This is a genomic window from Streptomyces sp. SBT349, assembly GCF_001083795.1.
GTDB lineage: Bacteria > Actinomycetota > Actinomycetes > Streptomycetales > Streptomycetaceae > Streptomyces.
In genome coordinates, this window is sequence record NZ_LAVK01000043.1 from 1 (window position 1) to 17,196 (window position 17,196).

At 69.0% G+C, this 17,196-nt stretch carries 16 protein-coding genes and 3 pseudogenes; 8 read left to right on the forward strand and 11 right to left on the reverse strand.

The genetic code is table 11. The features are described from left to right. On the reverse strand, positions 1-291 hold a 291-nt coding region (locus tag ADY01_RS08125; RefSeq protein WP_049568089.1), incomplete at its 3' end, for a transposase. Between the two features lie 1,246 nt (positions 292-1,537). On the opposite strand from ADY01_RS08125, the gene ADY01_RS08130 reads away from it, so the two are divergent. Then, entirely contained in the window at positions 1,538-1,942 is a 405-nt protein-coding gene (locus tag ADY01_RS08130; protein WP_049568093.1) for a growth inhibitor PemK, read from the forward strand. Between the two features lie 86 nt (positions 1,943-2,028). On the opposite strand, the gene ADY01_RS08135 is transcribed toward ADY01_RS08130, so the two are convergent. Further along, positions 2,029-3,645, reverse strand: coding sequence for a bifunctional 3-(3-hydroxy-phenyl)propionate/3-hydroxycinnamic acid hydroxylase (locus ADY01_RS08135; RefSeq protein ID WP_049568098.1), 1,617 nt, complete (start codon positions 3,643-3,645; stop codon positions 2,029-2,031). 192 nt (positions 3,646-3,837) lie between these two features. Between ADY01_RS08135 and ADY01_RS35935 the strand changes: the two genes are divergently transcribed. The 6 genes from ADY01_RS35935 (at position 3,838) to ADY01_RS08160 (ending at position 8,778) form a co-directional block, all read left to right on the forward strand. Next, entirely contained in the window at positions 3,838-4,053 is a 216-nt protein-coding gene (locus tag ADY01_RS35935; RefSeq protein ID WP_053170614.1) for a hypothetical protein, read from the forward strand. 55 nt (positions 4,054-4,108) lie between these two features. Continuing rightward, positions 4,109-4,681 carry a cation:proton antiporter gene (locus ADY01_RS08140; protein WP_234320134.1) on the forward strand — a complete coding sequence of 191 codons (573 nt, stop codon included), beginning with the start codon at positions 4,109-4,111 and terminating at the stop codon, positions 4,679-4,681. A gap of 70 nt (positions 4,682-4,751) precedes the next feature. Further along, entirely contained in the window at positions 4,752-5,195 is a 444-nt protein-coding gene (locus ADY01_RS08145; protein ID WP_049568101.1) for a type II 3-dehydroquinate dehydratase, read from the forward strand. A 309-nt stretch (positions 5,196-5,504) separates the two neighbouring features. Then, the gene (gene ccrA / locus ADY01_RS08150; RefSeq protein ID WP_049568103.1) at positions 5,505-6,863 is read left to right on the forward strand and encodes a crotonyl-CoA carboxylase/reductase; all 1,359 of its coding nucleotides are present in this window, start codon (positions 5,505-5,507) and stop codon (positions 6,861-6,863) included. Positions 6,864-6,865: 2 nt separating this feature from the next. After that, complete coding sequence (locus ADY01_RS08155) at positions 6,866-7,903, forward strand: 3-oxoacyl-ACP synthase III family protein (protein ID WP_049568106.1); 1,038 nt, start codon at positions 6,866-6,868, stop codon at positions 7,901-7,903. Then, positions 7,900-8,778 (forward strand): 3-hydroxybutyryl-CoA dehydrogenase, encoded by an 879-nt coding sequence (locus ADY01_RS08160; protein WP_049568109.1) that lies wholly within the window; start codon positions 7,900-7,902, stop codon positions 8,776-8,778. The genes ADY01_RS08155 and ADY01_RS08160 overlap by 4 nt, the downstream gene beginning before the upstream one ends. 154 nt (positions 8,779-8,932) lie before the next feature. Here the strand turns inward: ADY01_RS08160 and ADY01_RS36775 are convergent. Beyond that, positions 8,933-9,109 (reverse strand): annotated as a pseudogene (locus ADY01_RS36775) (transposase); the annotation flags it as partial. 139 nt (positions 9,110-9,248) lie between these two features. On the opposite strand from ADY01_RS36775, the pseudogene ADY01_RS08165 reads away from it, so the two are divergent. After that, positions 9,249-9,603 (forward strand): annotated as a pseudogene (locus ADY01_RS08165) (transposase); the annotation flags it as partial. Between the two features lie 33 nt (positions 9,604-9,636). Here the strand turns inward: ADY01_RS08165 and ADY01_RS08170 are convergent. The 8 genes and pseudogenes from ADY01_RS08170 to ADY01_RS08205 form a co-directional block, all read right to left on the reverse strand. Beyond that, on the reverse strand, positions 9,637-10,155 hold the full coding sequence (locus ADY01_RS08170; protein WP_049568116.1) for a MarR family winged helix-turn-helix transcriptional regulator: 519 nt from the start codon (positions 10,153-10,155) through the stop codon (positions 9,637-9,639). A gap of 66 nt (positions 10,156-10,221) precedes the next feature. Then, positions 10,222-10,659, reverse strand: coding sequence for a hypothetical protein (locus ADY01_RS39690; protein ID WP_049568120.1), 438 nt, complete (start codon positions 10,657-10,659; stop codon positions 10,222-10,224). Between the two features lie 6 nt (positions 10,660-10,665). Next, positions 10,666-11,364, reverse strand: coding sequence for an HAD-IA family hydrolase (locus ADY01_RS08180; RefSeq protein WP_078900100.1), 699 nt, complete (start codon positions 11,362-11,364; stop codon positions 10,666-10,668). Then, a complete protein-coding gene (locus ADY01_RS08185; RefSeq protein WP_049568123.1) occupies positions 11,361-12,461 on the reverse strand; it encodes a Gfo/Idh/MocA family protein in 1,101 nt (366 codons plus the stop codon). The genes ADY01_RS08180 and ADY01_RS08185 overlap by 4 nt, the downstream gene beginning before the upstream one ends. After that, positions 12,458-13,618: a 3-amino-5-hydroxybenzoate synthase gene (gene rifK, locus ADY01_RS08190; RefSeq protein ID WP_049568127.1), complete on the reverse strand. Its 1,161-nt coding sequence runs from the start codon at positions 13,616-13,618 to the stop codon at positions 12,458-12,460. Before rifK ends, ADY01_RS08185 begins: the two co-directional genes overlap by 4 nt. Before the next feature lie 409 nt (positions 13,619-14,027). Next, positions 14,028-15,238 (reverse strand): annotated as a pseudogene (locus tag ADY01_RS08195) (3-deoxy-7-phosphoheptulonate synthase). After that, the gene (locus tag ADY01_RS08200) at positions 15,235-16,305 is read right to left on the reverse strand and encodes a 3-dehydroquinate synthase family protein (protein ID WP_049568129.1); all 1,071 of its coding nucleotides are present in this window, start codon (positions 16,303-16,305) and stop codon (positions 15,235-15,237) included. Before ADY01_RS08200 ends, ADY01_RS08195 begins: the two are co-directional and overlap by 4 nt. A gap of 112 nt (positions 16,306-16,417) precedes the next feature. Beyond that, positions 16,418-17,185, reverse strand: coding sequence for an arylamine N-acetyltransferase family protein (locus ADY01_RS08205; RefSeq protein WP_049568132.1), 768 nt, complete (start codon positions 17,183-17,185; stop codon positions 16,418-16,420). Between the last annotated feature and the right edge of the window lie 11 nt (positions 17,186-17,196).

The following is a 17,196-nucleotide window of genomic DNA, read 5'->3' on the forward strand; positions in this document are numbered from 1 at the left end:
CGCGGTGGGCTCCGGATCCCGCCCCCCGGCCTGACGGACCCGGTCACGCAGCCGGTCGTGCAGTTCCTGGATCCATCCCTTGTCGCGCCAGCGCCGCCAGAACGCGTAGACGCGGTCCCACACGGGGAAGTCCGCGGGCATCGCCCGCCACGTGATGCCGCCCGCGACCAGGTATCGGACCGCGTCGACCATCTGCCGGTGGCAGTAACCCTCCGGCTGCCCGCCCCTGCCCTCCAACCACCCCGGCACCGGCAGCAGGTCCCGCACCGCGGTCCACTCGGCGTCCGTCATGTCCGACGGATACCGGGGCTGCCGATCCGGACGACCGCCCGCATTCCCGAACCGGTGCGCGAGGCAGTCACACGAAGGAGAAGCCGCATTGGACCAGGCCGACGCAGCAGCGTAAAACTGTGACAACAGGGCCTCTTGGGCGCGCTCCTGGCTTCAACAACCCCGAGCTGCACCAGAGGCCCTGTCTTCATACACGCACCGACGCAAGACCACCCGACCAGGCATCCCCACTCGAACCCATGCCCACCATGATCGATAGAGCAACGGCTTCTTAGGCAACTCAAACATGAGATGACAATGCGTCAGATTCTTCAGTGTCATCCCAGCACGGGAACAGGCCAGAGGGCCGACTCGGAAGAGTCAGACCCTCTTGACCTGCGCGTTTGACAATGGCGACGTGGTGGAAATGCGGCTAAACCTTGAAGCGGAACTCCACCACATCGCTGCTACCGACCTTCCGGCCACGTTCCCAGGGCGGCTGGGCGCGCGTCCAAGCGGCCTCCTCAGTCAGCAGCGGCAGCAGATGGGTCATCTGCGTCATGATCAATGCTTCCGCACTGGTCAGTGGGCTGGTTGCACAATCAGCCCCTGGCGTTGGCCACACCCACGGCTTGAACACAACGGTCCACCACTTCGCCAGCAGGCAACTTGGATTGGCAACCCTTGGCCGCTGACCTGCGGGTTGGCCATTCCCATATTATGGGGTATATCGCCGGGGGCCCGAACCTGCGCATCCGCCACGGGACAGGCCCCAGTAAGCGGCGGATTCAGCGGGCTGCCGACAGTTGCAGCACCGTCGTCAGCGGGTGGATGCGTGGGGTATCGGTTGTGGTCGCCCCTCGGACACCGACCCTGGGTGATGCCCGGAGTGGGAGCGCGGCTGAACACGCGTGTATCGGCTGGTGCTCACCCACGCGACGGCGGGTAGGGCGCTCCCCGCCGGGCCAGGGGACGTTGTCGTTCAGGGCGAGGATCGCGGAGTGTGGATCGCGGGGCAGGTGGCTGGGTGGAACCGGCTCGACCAACTTCCAGGCTCGGCACCGCGGTTCGACCCGCGTGAACCGGCCTGCGATCCGGCTCATCAGGCCCTCGAAGCGCCTCCCGCCAGCGGGCTGGGTACAATGTGGCCTGGGGCCACCGCTTGATCGTTTGTCTTCACACACCGATGATCAACGGTGGCCGCACCCGTCTCCACAGTGCGTCAGGGTCGCGCAGGTTCGCCTGCCGTCCCGTGTCAGGAGGACATGTGCAACGTGGCGAAGTCTGGTGGGTGGGGGGCGACGAGCGGCGACTGTTCGTACTGCTGTCGGGAGACGACGCGTCCGGGATCCGGGCGATGCAGGTCGTCGCGCCGGCGGGCGTCGACATGAGCGGTTTGGGCGTCGAAGTGCGAGTTGGCGCCATGGAAGGGCTGCCCTTCGAGGGCGTGCTGCGGTTCGCCTTCAGGCGTCCAGGCTTTATCCCTTGCACGTGGCTGACCACTGTGTCACGGGATGGCCTGATCGAGCGGGCGGCCGTCCTGTCCTCGGCGAAGCTCAGCGAGATCGACGATGCCCTCCGACTCGCTGAACAACCACAGGAGCAGACCCCGGCGACGACCGCGAAGCTCAGCGAGATGAGGGACGCGCTCCGTCGCGGTGAACTCGGGTAGAAGGAGAAGGAGCCGACGGCGTGGGCGATCTCGGCCAGATGGTCGGCGTTGTCCGGCTGTTGCCTCGGCGCCCCTCACCATCGAGATCACGAACTACGGCTGGAGTACAGGCGGGCCCGCAGGTCGTCCACCAGCGCCGCCGCTGCCCCCAGGCCTGAGGCCGCCCCATACACGTGGTAGTCCGGACGGATCAATACCGCGTCGGCCCCGTGGCGAGCCAGGAAAGTGCGGTAGACGCCGCCCACGTCGGCCATCGACATGTTCTGCGGCGTCCCGTCCTCGGGGAGCAGCGTCACCACGTGCGTACCCAGTTCCGTGAGGAATGCCGACTGTTCCGCGTCGAGGTCGGCGTCCGCGCCCTCTGCCAGCATCAGAACGAAGCCGCGGCCGACCACATCATCGAAAAGGCCCGTGCCTCCAAGGCCGCGTATCCGGCCCTGGGGGACCACCTCGCCCGCCGGGGATATGGGCGACCCGTCCACTCTCCGGTGAAGGAGCCCCTCTGTGAGAGGCAACGCCGGGTCCGGGACCGCCGGACCGCGGCCGCGGCGGCCCGCCAGGATCGTGGAATCGCGCTCGGCCGCGGCCACGGGGTCCGTCACGCAGATCACCCGGCCCAGCTGGACCGAGGACAGAATCGACTTGTGTACCTGCGCGCGGCGTTCCTCTGTGTAGGTGTCGAGAAGCGACTCCGGGGCGAGGCCGCCCACTACCAGGTCCAGCTTCCACGCCAGGTTGACGACGTCGCGGATGCCCGAGCACATGCCCTGCCCGGCGAACGGCGGCATCAGATGGGCCGCGTCCCCGGCCAGCAGTACCCGGCCGACCCGCCACTGCTCGGCCCAGCGGGACTGGAAGATGTACGTGGTGCTGCGCAGCAGCGTCGCCCTGTCGGGGGTCACCCCGTAGGGAGCGAGAAGCCGCCAGGCGGTTTCCTCCCGGTTCAGGTCCGCGGCACGCTCGCCGGGCAGCCGCATGAACTCCCAGCGCCGATGCCCCGGACCGCTGCCGACCAGGGTAGTAGGCCTGGCGGGGTCACAGATCTGGACGTTGGTGGGGACGAACTTGCCCGGCTCGTGCAGCTGCACATCGCACAGCAGCCACTCGTAGGAAAAGCCGAGATCGGTGACCGGCACATCCAGATGGTCCCGGACGAAGCTGTTGGAACCGTCGCAGCCCACCACCCACCTCGCGGTGTATGTCTGGACTGCGCCGTCCTCGTCCTCGGCCGTCACCACGACCCGGTCGTCCTGCTCCTCGATCCCCACCACCTGGCGGCCCTGTACCACAGTCACTCCGGGCAGCCCGGCTGCCCGCGAGGCCAGCAGTTCCTCGAGGGCGGGCTGGTGCATGGTATTGGCGTCAGGCCACCCGTACGGGCCTTCTGTGCGAAAGACGATGTCGAGGAGGACCTCACCGTCGGCGGAATGCCACTGGTAACCGGTGGCGGGCTCGGTGATCCGGCCGAGGCTCGGGCCCGCCCCGCAGCAGGAGAGCAGCCGTGCCGTCTCGCCGTCGAAGCTGGTCGCCCTGGGCAGGGTGTAGGGGCGCCGGCGCCGTTCCAGGACGATGGCCCGTCGGCCGCGCTGTGCCAGCAGGATCCCGAGAGTGGCCCCGACTGGGCCATTGCCGACGACAATCACGTCCGCATCTGTCTCGGGGCTCGCGCCGGCGGACTGCTTGTGCGGTGACGTCTCGGGCACGGGAAACCCCTCGTCGCAGGGTGGCTGGCGCAGGCACAACTGCCGAAATCGGAACGGCGCAAGACTAACAATCCGTACCGGCGTTCGGGCCGCTCCAGGGCTTGGGACTATCAGATCTGGGGATACACGGTTCCACCTGCACGAACCTAGGCTTCCGATATGCCCTCACCAACCACGAGGAGCTCGTCCGGCATGCATCAAGCAACGGCGCAGTTCAAGAAATGGGTGAGCGTCTCGCACCCCGCGCCGCAGAGCAAGGTGCGGCTTGCGTGCTTTCCGTACGCGGGCGGCTCTGCACGCTTCTCCTTCCCGGTGTCCAAGGCGCTGCACCCATCCGCCGCGCTGCGGCACCTGGACGACAAGCCACTGGCCCCGTTCGGCCACAGCATGCGCGCTGTCCTCGCGTGATGCGTCCGTCTTCGCGCTGTTCCTTGGCGTGGCGATGTGTGTGAGCCCCCTTCCGGTGATCGCCAAGACCTTGCTCGACATGAAACCGCTGCACCGCGACATCGGGCAACTGAGCCTCTCGGCCGGGGTGGTGGACGACCTGGCGGGCTGTTTTCTGCTGTCCGTCGTCTCAGCGATGGCCACCGTCGGGCTGACCGCCGGTGTCATCGCCACCTCTATCCTCGACCCGGTGGGCGTGGTGCTCTTCGCGGCGGTGATCGGCCGCCCGCTGGTACGGACCGTACTGCGGTGGGCCGACCGTTCCGAGAGCGCCATTCCCACGGTCGCCGCAGCCGTCGCCCTGGTTCTGTTCAGCTCGGCGGCCACCCAGGCGATGGGACGTGAAGCCATCTTCGGCGCCTTCGTCTGCGGCGTGGTGATCGCCATCAGCGGCGTGGTGGACCCGGCGAAGCTGGAACCTCTGCGGACCATGGTCCTCGCCGTCCTTGCACCGATCTTCTTCAGCCACCGCCGGCCTGCGCATGGACCTCACCGCTCTGGCCCGGCCGACCGTCCTGGCCCATCCTGCGGTACGCGATGGCCCACGTCGAGGAGACTGCCGGGCCCATGCTCGGAATGGACACCCTGACAGCCGCCCCCGATGGGGCCCTGGACCACGGACCGGATGCGGTTCGGACCTTTGAACGGCGAGGTGACGAATGAGCACGATGCTCCTGCTGAACGGTCCCAACCTCGGCATCCTGGGCCGCCGCGAGCCCGAGATCTACGGCACCGACACCCTGGCCGACATCGAGCAGGCGGTCGCCAACGAGGTGAGCGGGCAGGGCTGTAGGGTCCTATCCCTCCAACGGGAGTCGGAGGGCGATCCGGTGAGCGCTGTCCACGAGCACGGGCCCGACAGCGTCGGCGCCGTGGTCAACCCTGGCGCCCTGATGATCGCCGGCTGGAGCCGGCGGGACGCACTCGCGAGCTACGAGCACCCGTGGATCGAGGTACACCTCAGCAACGTGTGGGCGCGGGAGCAGTTCCGGCACGAATCGATCATCGCCCCGTTGGCCTCCGGTGTCGTGGTTGGCCTCGGCGTGTTCGGCTACCGCCTGGCGGCCCGAGCCCTACTGTACGTAACCGGCGCGGTCCGATGACCAAGCCGACGCCGGACCGGCGCGCCGCCGGCGCGGACATCGCTGGGCCGTGCCGCGTGGTCTCTTTCGCTCAAGACCTGGTCGCCCCGCCCGTATATGGCCGCGAGCTCGCCGACACGATCCCCGGCGCCACGTTCGAGGTCGTCGACGACGCGCGGCACTCCGGGTACCTGGGAGCCCGCGATGAGCGCGCCGCCCCTCGACGCCCGTGGACGGCAGCAGATGGGTCCTGTACGCGAGGTGAGGGCCGAGCCCGACACAGAAAACCCGATCGTTTCACCAGCCTCACATGGCTTGACGAGGAGCCCGATGATGTCACTCTCCGATGCAGTACGTGCCGGTGCCGGCCCGCAGGAACTGGCCGCCGCGGAAGTACCGGCGGAGTTCCTCGCCGCGCACCTGCGGATCGAGGACGAGAAGACCTTCGAGGGGATCGAAGGCGACCGCGACGTGCGCAAGACCCTCCACGTGGGCCCGGTGCCGATGCCGGAACTCGCGCCCGACGAGGTGCTGATAGCCGTCATGGCCAGCGCCATCAACTACAACACGGTCTGGTCTGCGACCTTCGAACCGTTGTCGACCTTCGGCTTCCTCCAGGCCTACGGGCGCCAGGGCGGCTGGGCGAAGCGGCATGACCAGCCCTTCCATGTCCTCGGCTCGGACGGCGCCGGAGTGATCGTCCGCGCCGGTTCCGGCGTGCGGCGCTGGCGGGTTGGTGACCACGCGCTGGTCAACGCGGCCTGTGTCGAGGACCAGGAGGCGTCCGTCCAGGCCGACGGGATGCTCAGCGAGAACCAGCTCGCCTGGGGCTTCGAGACCAACTACGGCGGCCTCGCCCACTACACCATCGCCCGGGCCAGCCAGTTGATCCCGAAGCCGGCACACCTGACCTGGGAGGAGGCCGCCTCGGTCCCGGCCTGTGCCGGAACCGCGTACCGGATGCTGGTCAGCGACCGCGGCGCACGGATGAAGCAGGGGGACGTGGTCTTGATCTGGGGCGCGTCCGGCGGACTGGGAGCCTACGCCGTTCAGTTGGTGAAGAACGGCGGCGGCATCGCTGTCGGAGTCGTCGGCTCCGAGGAGAAGGCGCGAGTGGCGCGCGCCCTCGGCTGTGACCTGGTGATCAACCGTGAGGAGTACGGCTTCGGCAGTGACGCCGGCGACGAGCCGGCGGTCGCGGTGGCCCAGGGAAAGCGGCTGGGCCGGCTCATCCGTGACGGCGTGGGCGAGGATCCGCACATCGTCTTCGACCACGTGGGCCAATCCACCTTCGGTATCTCGGTGTTCCTCGCGCGGCGCGGAGGCACCGTGGTGACCTGCGGTTCGAGCACCGGCTACCAGCACCGGTTCGACAACCGCTATCTGTGGATGCGGCTCAAGCGCATCATCGGCAGCCACGTGGCGAACCTCCAGGAACAGGTCGACACCGCACGACTGTTCGACCAGGGATCGCTGGTGCCCGCACTGACCTCGCTGTTCCCGCTGGAGGAGGCCGGCGTGGCGACCCGGCTGGTGCAGCTCAACCAGCACATCGGCAAGGTGGGCGTGCTCTGCCTGGCCGACCGTCCGGGCCTGGGTGTGACCGACCCCGAGCGGCGCGCCCGGATCGGCGAGGACCGACTGACCCTGATGCGCGCGTACGCGCACGACAGCGTGCGGGCGGCGTGACCATGGAAAGGGAACAGGGGTACGTCACATCCGTGCTGGGGACCGGCTCCTACCTGCCCGAACGGGTGGTGACCAACGAGGAGATCGAGGCCCGGGTACCCGGTGCCTCCGCCGAGTGGATCGCCGACCGGACCGCCATCGTCGAACGGCGGTACGCGGCACCGGACGAGGCAGCGTCCGACCTCGCCGTCCACGCCGCGCGCGCCGCCTTGGACCAGGCCGGACTGGACGCGGACGGCATCGACTTCATCATCGTCGCCACGACGACCGGTGACGCCCCGATCCCCTCCACCGCGTCACTGGTCCAACTGGCCCTCGGCGCCCACCGGGCCGCCTGTTTCGACGTCAACATCGCCTGCACCGGGTTCGTCACCGCGCTGTCCATCGCCCGGGCGTACGTGGCGCTGGACCCGACGACGAAGGTCCTGGTCATCGGCACCGACGTGTGGACCCGGTTCATCGACTTCGGCAACCGGGCGACCAGTGTTCTGTTCGGGGACGGAGCCGGGGCCGCGGTCATCGGCTCCGCCCCGCATGCGCCCGGCGATCCGGAACGCGGCCTGCTCAAGGTCGAGTTGATGAGCCGGGCCGAGGCCCACGAGCTGATCAGCATGTCGGCCGGGGGCAGCCGCCGTCCCGCCTCCGTCGAGACGGTCGCGGACGGTGGCCACCTGCTGAGCATGCAAGGCCGGGGGGTGCGCGACTTCGTCCTGGACAACGTCCCCGGCCTCATCGCCGGGCTGCTCAAGCGCTCCGGCTACGAACCGGCCGACGTGCAGCACTTCGTGCCGCACCAGGCCAATGGCCGGCTGGTGGCGGAACTGGCCGAGGTCAGTGGTCTGGAGCGGGCAGACACCCATCTGCCGTTGCGTCACAGCGGCAACCTCGGTTCCGCGTCGGTGCCGGTCGCACTTGACGCGGCCAACCGTTCCGGCGTGCTACGGGACGGCGATCTGGTGCTCCTGGCGGGCTTCGGCGCGGGTATGGCGGCCGGTGCCGCCCTGCTGCGCTGGACCGTGACCGAGGGCGGGACTCGATGAGGACGACGGTGGAACGACTGGGCGTGATCGGTTGCGGGACGATGGGCGCCGGCATTGCCGAGGTGAGCCTGCGCGCCGGGGTGGAGGTGACGGTCCTGGTCTCCGCCCCGCACCGGATCGAGGACGCGGTCGGACGGCTGACGGCCTCGTTCGCCCGCGCGGTGGCCAAGGGCCGGATGACGGTGCCGGAACAGGCGGTGGCCATGGCCCGGTTGCGGGTCACCGCCGATGTCGAGAACCTCGCGGACCGGCAGTTCGTCGTGGAGGCCGTGACCGAGAGACTCGAGGTGAAACGACGGGTGTTCAAGGCGGTGGACGGGGTGCTGGCCGACCCTGCGGCCGTCCTGGCCTCGACGACCTCCAGCCTGCTGGTCGGCGATCTGGCGGAGGCCACCGGTAGGGCCGGGTCCGTGGTGGGAATGCACTTCTTCAATCCCGTACCGCTGATGCCCCTGGTCGAGGTGGTGGTGACGGACCGCACTTCGCAACAGTGCGCCGCGTCGGCCGAGTCCTTCGCCAGGGACACCCTCGGCAAGGAGGTGATCCGCGCCGCGGACCGAAGCGGGTTCGTGGTCAACGCCCTGCTCGTGCCGTATCTGATGGCGGCGGTCAGGATGTACGACCAGGGCATCGCCGACGCTGACGACATCGACAGGGGAATGGTGCTGGGCTGCGGACATCCCATGGGTCCGCTCGCGCTGCTCGATCTGATCGGGATCGACACGATCACCGACGTGGCCCGCTCGATGGCGGAGAACTCCGACGACCTGGTCCCCGAGCTGCCCCCTTTGCTCACCCGGATGGTCCGGGAGGGAAGACTGGGCCGCAAGACGGGCCACGGCTTCCACCGGTACGACGAGTCCTCCGAATCCTGACCCGACGACCGACCCGATCACGGTCCGGCCGGGCACGACCTGACCGACTGCCACTAGCCTCCCTGTTTCGCTTCGGGTGGCTGAGCTGGAGTTATGGCTGTGGCAGGGCCGCTAGGCGGGCGAATGCGCTGGTCAGCGCGTTTCGCCAGGGTCAGATCGCGGCGATCCGCAGGTGCGTGCGGCGTCCGCCGCGGGTGATGCGGGCAGCTGCGTGTAACAGCCGGTAGCGGAGCTTCTTCGGCTCGGCGGCTGCGAGTTCGCCCTCCAGCAGGAGGCGAGTCCAGGCGAGCAGGTCGAGGGCGGTCAGGGATAGCTGCAGCCACGCTTGGTTCGGGATTGGACGCGACGGGGCCGAAGACCTCGGCCTGGTCCCGCAGCAGGGCCAGGTCGGCGATTGCCTCCCCGCCGTCGGCCGGCATCACAGCCAGGTCCACCGCGATCCGGCCGGGGGCGTGACCGGTGCCGCGCGGAAGGATCTCAAGCCCGTCTACACCGCTCCCGGTGAGGCCGCCGCGACCGAACGCTTCTTGGAGTTCTCCGACCTGGGCCGAGATGGTGCCCTTCTTGTCCTTCGACGTCGAAATCCGCAAGGTCATCTGCAGCACGAACGCGATTGAGAGTGTGAACGCACGGATCCGCAAGGCGGTTCGGGCCCGCGGCCACGTCCCCTCAGAGGCCGCCGCGTTGAAGTGCGTCTACATGGCGCTGATGAGCCTGGACCCAACGGGCAGGGGCCGGCGCCGCTGGACGATGCACCGGAAGGCACCCCCGAACGCCTTCCAGATCGCCTTCGATGGCCGCCTGACCCCCACCGACCAGCGATGACAGCCGTTGAGTCGACGCACCCGCGCAGCACTTCTAGCGTAGCCAGGGAAGGTCGGCACCCGCTTTGTCCGTCTGGAGTCCATCGGTGACGATCTGCATGATCGCGCCGAGGGACTCCTGCTGCTGGGGGGTGAGCCGGTCGAACAGGGCATGCTGCACGACTGTCGCATAGCCCGGAGCGGCCCGTCTGAGGGCCTCCAGGCCCTCCTCTGTGAGCACCGTGAACTTGCCGCGCTTGCCGGAGGGAGCTTCCTCGCGCCGTACCAAGCCGTTCTCCTCCAAACGTGCGACGGCGTGCGAGAGCCGGGGCCGGGTGATCTTCGCGTGCATCGCCAACTCCGTCATCTGCAGCCGCTGGTGGGGGGACTCTGCGAGGTTCACCAGGAGCCTGTAATAGCTATGAGGCATATTCACAATACGCTGCAGTTGGCGGCACATGTGGTCCTCGAGGAGCGTGGTCGCGTGGACATAGGAGCGCCAGATGCGTTCCTGCTCATCGGTGAGCCATCGGAGCTCTGCGGTGGATGAGTATGCCTTCCTCGTATCCTTCACTTTATGCCCAGACTCCTTGAATCTTTAATGAATTCATACACCTTTCCCCCATGTCGTTTCAGTCCCCTATGCGCCTCGGCGGTCCATTGGGGCAGAGTTCAGTCGGTACGGCTCCGCCGGTGACGGCTCGGGCAAGGAGGACCGCGCCTGGAGGGAGGAAAGGCCGCCCAGGACCAGGCCGCCGCCGATGCAGGTACCGACGCCGACGTAGAGCAGATCGGCGCAGTCGGCCGCTGCGGCCTCGGCGAGGGCGGCCACGTCGCCGTCGTCCGCCCATGCGACGGCCGCTCCGGGCACGAGGGCGCGTAACGCGGGCCCCAGGGCGAGGCCGGTCCATGACGGTCGGCTGGGCCAGGAGGTGACCTGCTCGTCCGGTCCGTCTTCGTGGTGCGGCCAGGAGAACGTGTGCTCCTCGGTACGGCCGACCGCTGACTCGGCGCGCAGGGCGACCTTGGTGCCCCCTATGTCGATGCCCAGATGCCACGACGGCGGTGAGGCTGTCATTCCGTCTCAGTGGCCGGGGACGGCCGGGCAGAGGGCGAGCAGGTCGGCGGGCCGTCGCAGGACGATGTCAGGGCCGGCGGCGAGCAGTCCGATCTCGTCGTGGCAGCCCCACAGTGCGGCTGCGGCGGTGACGTCGGCGCCCTGGGCGCTGGCCAGGTCGGTGGGGGCGTCGCCGATCATGACGGCCCGGTCCGCGGGAACGTCGAGGAGTTCGAGCGCGCGTCTGACGATGTCGGGGGCGGGCTTGGGCCGGGGCACCTCGTCGGAGCCGATGACGTGGGCGAAGTACGGAAGCAGGCCGAGGACGTCGAGCAGGGACCGGGCTCGCTCGCCTGCCTTGCCGGTGGCGACGGCCAGACGGAGGCCGCGCTCGTTCAGCATCCTCAGCACATCGACAACACCGTCGTACACCTGGACGTGGTGGGCGAGCCGGTAGCTCTCACGGACGAAGGGCTCCTCCATCTCCAGCGGAAGGCCCATGATCCGCATGATGTCGGGAAAGTAGCGGCCCTGATGGCGCTGGTACTCCTCGAAGGGCGCCTCGCCTCGGCCGACGACCTCGGCGTAGGCGAGGGAGAAGGCCTCGCCCATCACCGCGAAGCTGTCGACGACGACTCCGTCGAGATCGAAGATGACTGCTTGTCCGGAGACGGGGAAGTGCTGTTCGGAGGTCGTTGCCGCATGGTGTTCCAACCCTGTGGTCATGCGGTCCTCACCTCCTTGTGGGGGGTGAATCGGGGCGCGTGGTCCGCAGGTCGAGCGGCGCGGGCCGATGCGTAGAAGCTTTCGACCAGCTGGACGGTGTCACGGGCCTGGGCGACGGCCGCGCCGCGTCGGCCCGGGTCGGCCAGGAGCCCGGCGAGGCCGTCGAGCTGGCGTCCGTACTCGGTGCCGATCGGCTCGGCGGGCAGCGGGATCTGCTGGGTGACGCCTTCCCGGGTGAGGGTCAGCACCGGTTCGGGGGCCCGGTTGGGACTGAAGCCGAAGGTGCAGTGCAGCCGTGCCGTTCCATCGCTGCCCTCGATGGTGATGACGGAGGCGTCCAGCGCCTCGTGCGAAGCCCAGCTGGCTTGCAGCGAGACCGAGATGCCGTCCTCGCGGAGCAGGAAGCCTCGGGCGGTGTCCTCGACGTTGCCGGCCGGGACGTCGGTGGGCTGGTCCTCGCGCCAGGTAGCGGACCAGGCACCGCTGCTGACGAAGTCGTCGGAGACCGAGCCGATCACTTGGGTGACGGGAGCGGGGCCGAGGAGGTAGGTGAGGACGTCGAGCAAGTGCCAGCCGAGGTCGACGAGTACACCGCCACCGGACTTGCTGCGCTGGGTGAACCAGCCGCCGGGCTGTGGCACGCCGCGCGCCCTGACCCAGGCCAGGGTGACATGGCGGATCCGGCCAAGCTGGGGCAGCAGCCCGGCAAGCTTCTGGACGTCGCCGCGGTGGGCGGTGGCGCTGCCGGCGAGCAGTATCCCGCCGTTCTGTTCGGCCGCGGCGAGGGCGTCGGCCTCGGCGGTGGTCAGGCAGACCGGCTTCTCCAGGAAGACGGAGATCCCGCGGCGGAGCAGGGCGGCCGCTACCTCGGCGTGCAGATGGTTGGGTACCGCGACGACGGCGATGTCGACCGTGCGGGGGGCGAGGGCGTCGATGGTGGTGTGGGCGGGCAGGCCCATCGCCACGGCGGCTGCCCGGGAGTCCGGGTCGGGGTCGACGACGGCGACCACCTCGAAGTCCTCGTGCTCGCTCAGCAGTCTGAGCCACAGCTCGCGGCCTGCCCAGCCGAGCCCGACGACGGCAGCGCGAAGCTTCATCGTGCGGCCACCGCGTCGGCGATGATCTCGGCCGTGGTGTGGAGGGCTTCCTCGGAGGCGAGCAGCACCCGGTGGTGCAGCCAGATGCAGTCGGTGCTGATCGCCTCCGTGTTCGGGCAGCATGCGGCGAGCCTGTCGACGGTGGTGTCGGGCGCGGCCGTCTCCCAGAACGCGTCGGTGCGGTAGATCGCCCGGAAGGCGGCGAAGGCGGGCAGCCCGGCCCCGAGGAGCGTGTCGACGAGGGCGTTGCGGCCCTCCTCGGAGATGCCGGGGATCCGGAACATGGCCATGTAGTGAGAGTTCCGGTCGGCGCGCGCATCGCCCCCCTGGGGTACGACGCCGTCGATCTCGCCGAGCAGCCGGGACAGCAGTGTCCAGCGCTGATCGCGCAGCGTGAGCTGGGCGTCGAGGCGGCTCAGCTGGGCGCGGAGCACGGACGCAGAGAATTCGTTGAGCCGCATGTTGGTGCCGGCAGTCTGGTGCATGTAGCCGCGGTCGGTGCGCGGCCGGCCACAGCTGTGCCGCAGGAAGGCGGCCTCGTACGTCTCCTCGTCGGGGAAAAGCAGTGCACCACCCTCGCCGGCGGTCATCAGCTTGCCGTTCTGGAAGCTGAACGTGGCGACCGTACCCAACTCGCCCACCCGCTTGCCCTGCCAGCGGGCACCGTGCGCGTGGGCAGCGTCCTGCAGCAGGGGCACGCCGGTGTCCGCGGAGAGCTTGTCGAGCGCGTCCATGTCAGCGATGAGCCCCGCCATGTGCACGGGCATGATCACCCTGGTGCGAGGGGTGACGGCGGACGCCGCGGCAGCCACGTCGATGTTGTACGTGTCGAGATCGACGTCGACGGGGACGGCGACCGCGCCGAGCCGCTGAGCGGCCTGGGACGAGGAGATGAAAGTGAAGGCCGGCACGATGACCTCCGTGCCCGGACCGACGCCCAGACACTGCAGCGCCAGCTCCAGGGCATGGGTGCCGTTGGTGACGGCCAAAGCATGCGGGGCACCGTGGAAGTCGGCGAACTCACTCTCGAAGGAGTCCACCTCCGACCCGCCCATGCGCCACCACTGACCCTGCTCCAGGGCCCGGATCAGGCCGGTGCGCTCGCCGTCGCCGTACTGCGGCCAGGAGGGAAACTCTGGTGCCGGTCGCGCGTTCATGTATCTCCAAATCTCCACTTCGGACATTTCTCGGCCGATGGCCGACGCACGGCATAGAGCGGCGGGGCACGCGGCCGACCGCGGGTTCCACCTCGAGGATCAGACCCAAGAGTGCGACTTTCACGGTAGGGACCGCGCTCACCACCCGGCATCCCCCGGTCTGGTAGCCGTCTGTCGGGGTGTGGGTCGGCTGGGTGTGGGATCGTGGCGGGTGTGTGCTTCAGCCGGTCCTGGGTGCGCTCAGGCCGAAGAATTCGCAGTAGGACTCCACTTGACCGGTCAGCATGTGGCGGTGTTGGTCACCGCGGGCTCAGGGGGCCGGCAGAGGTGACCTGCTGGGCAGCCGGCCGGATGGCCTCTGCGAGCAAATCGGCGACGGTGAAAGCCAGTTCCATGGACTGTTCCTCATTCAGGCGAGGGTCGCAGGCGGTAGGTAGCGCGCTGACAGGTCAGCCTCACCGAGGCCGCGGGCCCCGCCCAGGCACTCGGTGACGTCCTCGCCGGTCGCCTCCAAGTGGAGGCCGCCGGGGTGAGTGCCGAGGGTGCGGTGGACGTCGAAGAAGCCGTTGATCTCCGCGACGATGTCGTCGAAGTGGCGGGTCTTGCGACCATCCCGCGTCGTGGGGAGTTGCCGTGCATCGCGTCGCACTGCCATACCACCTGGTGGCCGGTGGAGGTGACCTTCTCCACGATCGGCGGCAGCACCTCGCGGACCTGGGAGTGGCCCATCCTGCTGATGAACGTCAGCCGCCCGGGCGTGGCATGGGGGTCGAGCCTGCGGACGTACTCGACGGCTTCTTCCGGGGTCGTGCCGGGGCCGATCTTCACCCTGATGGGGTTGGCGAGCAGTGGTTCCGGACCGGTGGTGAACCCGGCGGGGTGGAGCGGGGCGCATTCGTAGTCGAGCAAGAGCATCTCGTGGCCCACATAGATCTGTTCGCTACTCGGGCCCGGATCGCGGCCGATCTCTTCGGCGGTGCGGACGAAGCGGCCGCCGCCGGGGGTGCCTTGCAGGTATGAGGGGAGGCCGGTGTGCGGGTTCGCCGGCTCCTGTGCGTACGCCCGGCGGGCGAGCGTCATCGCGCGAGCCGCGTGCCCGTGGGCGCGCAGCATCCTGTCCGGGTCACCAGTGCGTGCGGCAAGGGTGCGTTCGGCGGAGTTGACCATGTCACCCCGGTAGACCGGCAAGCCGTCCGCATCGACGGACTGTGAGCGCGGCTTCGCGTACTGTCCGGCCATACGGGCGAGGGGAACCACCGGCAGCCCGGCGGCGTGGGCAAGGAGCAGCGACATACGCTTCAGGAGACCGAGGTTGGCTCGCAGGTGCGATTCGGTGGTCTCGGCGAAGGTTTCCGCGCAGTCCCCGCTCTGCAACAGGAATGCCTGGCCGCGGGCGACCGCCGCGAGCTGCTCGGAGAGCTGTGCTGTCTCGGACTCGGCCACGATCGGGGGCGCGGTGCGCAGCAGTTCCACCACTGTCCGGGCCTGAGCCGGGTCCGGCCACTCGGGCTGCTGCGCCGCGGGTCTGTCCAGGGCCGCGGCGAGGCGGTCCGCGAGCCTCGGCTCCCGCGTGTTCCTGCTCCGGACCTCGCCGTGCGCTGCCTCTGATGTGCGCGTCATGCCGGCGGGGCTCCCCTTCCGTGGGAGCCTGCCGGCTCGATGAGTTGCCCGAGTGGCTGCCGTGGCATGCGCTCCAGGACCTCGGCGACGACCTGTTCGGACACGTCGTGGACCAGCTCCGCTCCCCCGGGCCCGTCGAGGACGAAGGCGAGGCCCGTGAGCGCCTTCTTGTCCCGGCGCATCAGGCGGATCAGCTCGGCCGTCTCGATCCCCTCGGGCAGCGCGGTGGGCAGGCCGTAGAACTCGACGACCTCCCGGTGCTCCGCCACCCGCTCGGGACCGATCCGGTCCAGGGCCCCGGCGAGCAGGCCCGCGAAGATCGTGCCGATCGCGACGGCCTCGCCGTGCCGGAGCGCAAAGCCGCCGGCCAGCTCCAGGGCGTGGCCCAGGGTATGGCCGTAGTTGAGGATGTGTCGCAGGCCGGTGTCCCGCTCGTCGGCCGAGACGACGCCGGCCTTCAGCCTCACACTGGCCGCGATGCGCTCCGCGAGGCCGAGCCCGCGCAGGTCACCGGCGCCGATGAAGTGGCAGCGGGCGATCTCACCCAGGCCGTTGAGCATCTCACGCCGGGGCAGGGTGGACAGGTAGTCGGTGTCGCACAGTACGGCGGCGGGCTGCCAGTAGGCGCCCACCAGGTTCTTACCGGAGGGCAGGTTGACCGCCGTCTTGCCGCCCACACTCGCGTCGACCTGGGCCAGCAGCGTGGTCGGCAGATGTACCACTGGCACGCCCCGGTGGTACAGGGCGGCGGCCAGGCCGACGACGTCGGTGGTGGTTCCGCCCCCGCAGGAGACGACCGCGTCGTTGCGTGTGAGGCCGAAGCGTACGAATTCCGCGCACAGGGCCTCGACGGTGGCGAGGGTCTTGTCCGGCTCACCGTCCCGGGCGGGCAGCAGCACGGTCTCCACTCCCGTGTCAGGCACCCATTCCGCGGGCCGGGCCGACACGACGGCGACCCGCCGGGCGCCGAGGCCCTGGATCACTTCGGCCAGCGTGGAACGCACCCCGGGGCCGATCAGCACATCGTAGGATCGTTCGCCGATGTGGACCGGTATCTGTTCTCTCACTCCGCCTCACTCTGTCCTGCGGAAGCCGGTGATACGTCGGGGCGGCCACTTCAGCCGAAGCCTTCCCGAGCATCTGCGGCCTTTCCTCAAGCGGTCGTGGTGGTTCGTCCGCTCAGCTCCAGTAGGTGCTGACGATCTTTTCGAGCTCGTTCTCGTCCCGGATGAGACGAAGCCGCTCCACGCCGTCCTCAACGGATAGGAAGAGGTTCGCGGTGAGCGTGACCTGCCCGTTGTCGATGACCCGTCGGCGGCGCCGCGGGTGCGCCACCATCTCCTCCAGCGGCAGGGCGTCGCGCCAGCGGGCCCAGTCCGCGGTGGTACGCGTCACCGGCAGGAAGCGGTAACTGTCGCGCCAGTCCTTGGCGCGGGTCTTGTACTCGAGGAAGTAGTGCTCCTCCCGACGGGTCAACCGGAACTCGATGCCGTCCTGGACCACGGTCTCTCCGGAGAACGGCAGCGGCTCCACGATGGAGATGCCCGCGTGCCCGGCGTCGGCGAGCCAGTCCTCGCCGTCGATGGTGACGCGCATGACCATGTGCTCGATGTCAGGGCCCCACACTCCCCCCGGCAGGAGGGTGGCTGCGGCCAGCACCTGCGGGTCGAAGCCCAATTCGACGAGGAGCCGATGGAACATGAAGTTCAGTTCGACGCAGATGCCGCCCCGGCCGCTGAGCACGATCGTCTCGAAGGCCGGGTCGAGGTCGAAGGACGCCTGGGCCAGGCCGAGGGCGTCACCACTGCTGTTCAGGTCCAGGGCGTAACCACTGTCGTATGGGATCCGCATCTGGTGCTCGCGGTGGATCTTCCGCAGGGTCGCCAGGCTTGCGTCGGGCGTTCCCGAGAAGCCGAGGTACTCCAGATACTTGTCCTTGTCGAACATGCTTCATCTCC

Excerpts from the sequence above, each read along its gene's own strand:
- ADY01_RS35935 (WP_053170614.1), top strand. The coding sequence starts at position 3,838 with ATGCATCAAGCAACGGCGCAGTTCAAGAAATGGGTGAGCGTCTCGCAC.
- ADY01_RS08145 (WP_049568101.1), top strand. The coding sequence starts at position 4,752 with ATGAGCACGATGCTCCTGCTGAACGGTCCCAACCTCGGCATCCTGGGC.
- ccrA (WP_049568103.1), top strand. The coding sequence starts at position 5,505 with ATGATGTCACTCTCCGATGCAGTACGTGCCGGTGCCGGCCCGCAGGAA.
- ADY01_RS08155 (WP_049568106.1), top strand. The coding sequence starts at position 6,866 with ATGGAAAGGGAACAGGGGTACGTCACATCCGTGCTGGGGACCGGCTCC.
- ADY01_RS08160 (WP_049568109.1), top strand. The coding sequence starts at position 7,900 with ATGAGGACGACGGTGGAACGACTGGGCGTGATCGGTTGCGGGACGATG.
- ADY01_RS39690 (WP_049568120.1), bottom strand. The coding sequence starts at position 10,659 with ATGACAGCCTCACCGCCGTCGTGGCATCTGGGCATCGACATAGGGGGC.
- ADY01_RS08180 (WP_078900100.1), bottom strand. The coding sequence starts at position 11,364 with ATGACCACAGGGTTGGAACACCATGCGGCAACGACCTCCGAACAGCAC.
- ADY01_RS08185 (WP_049568123.1), bottom strand. The coding sequence starts at position 12,461 with ATGAAGCTTCGCGCTGCCGTCGTCGGGCTCGGCTGGGCAGGCCGCGAG.
- rifK (WP_049568127.1), bottom strand. The coding sequence starts at position 13,618 with ATGAACGCGCGACCGGCACCAGAGTTTCCCTCCTGGCCGCAGTACGGC.
- ADY01_RS08205 (WP_049568132.1), bottom strand. The coding sequence starts at position 17,185 with ATGTTCGACAAGGACAAGTATCTGGAGTACCTCGGCTTCTCGGGAACG.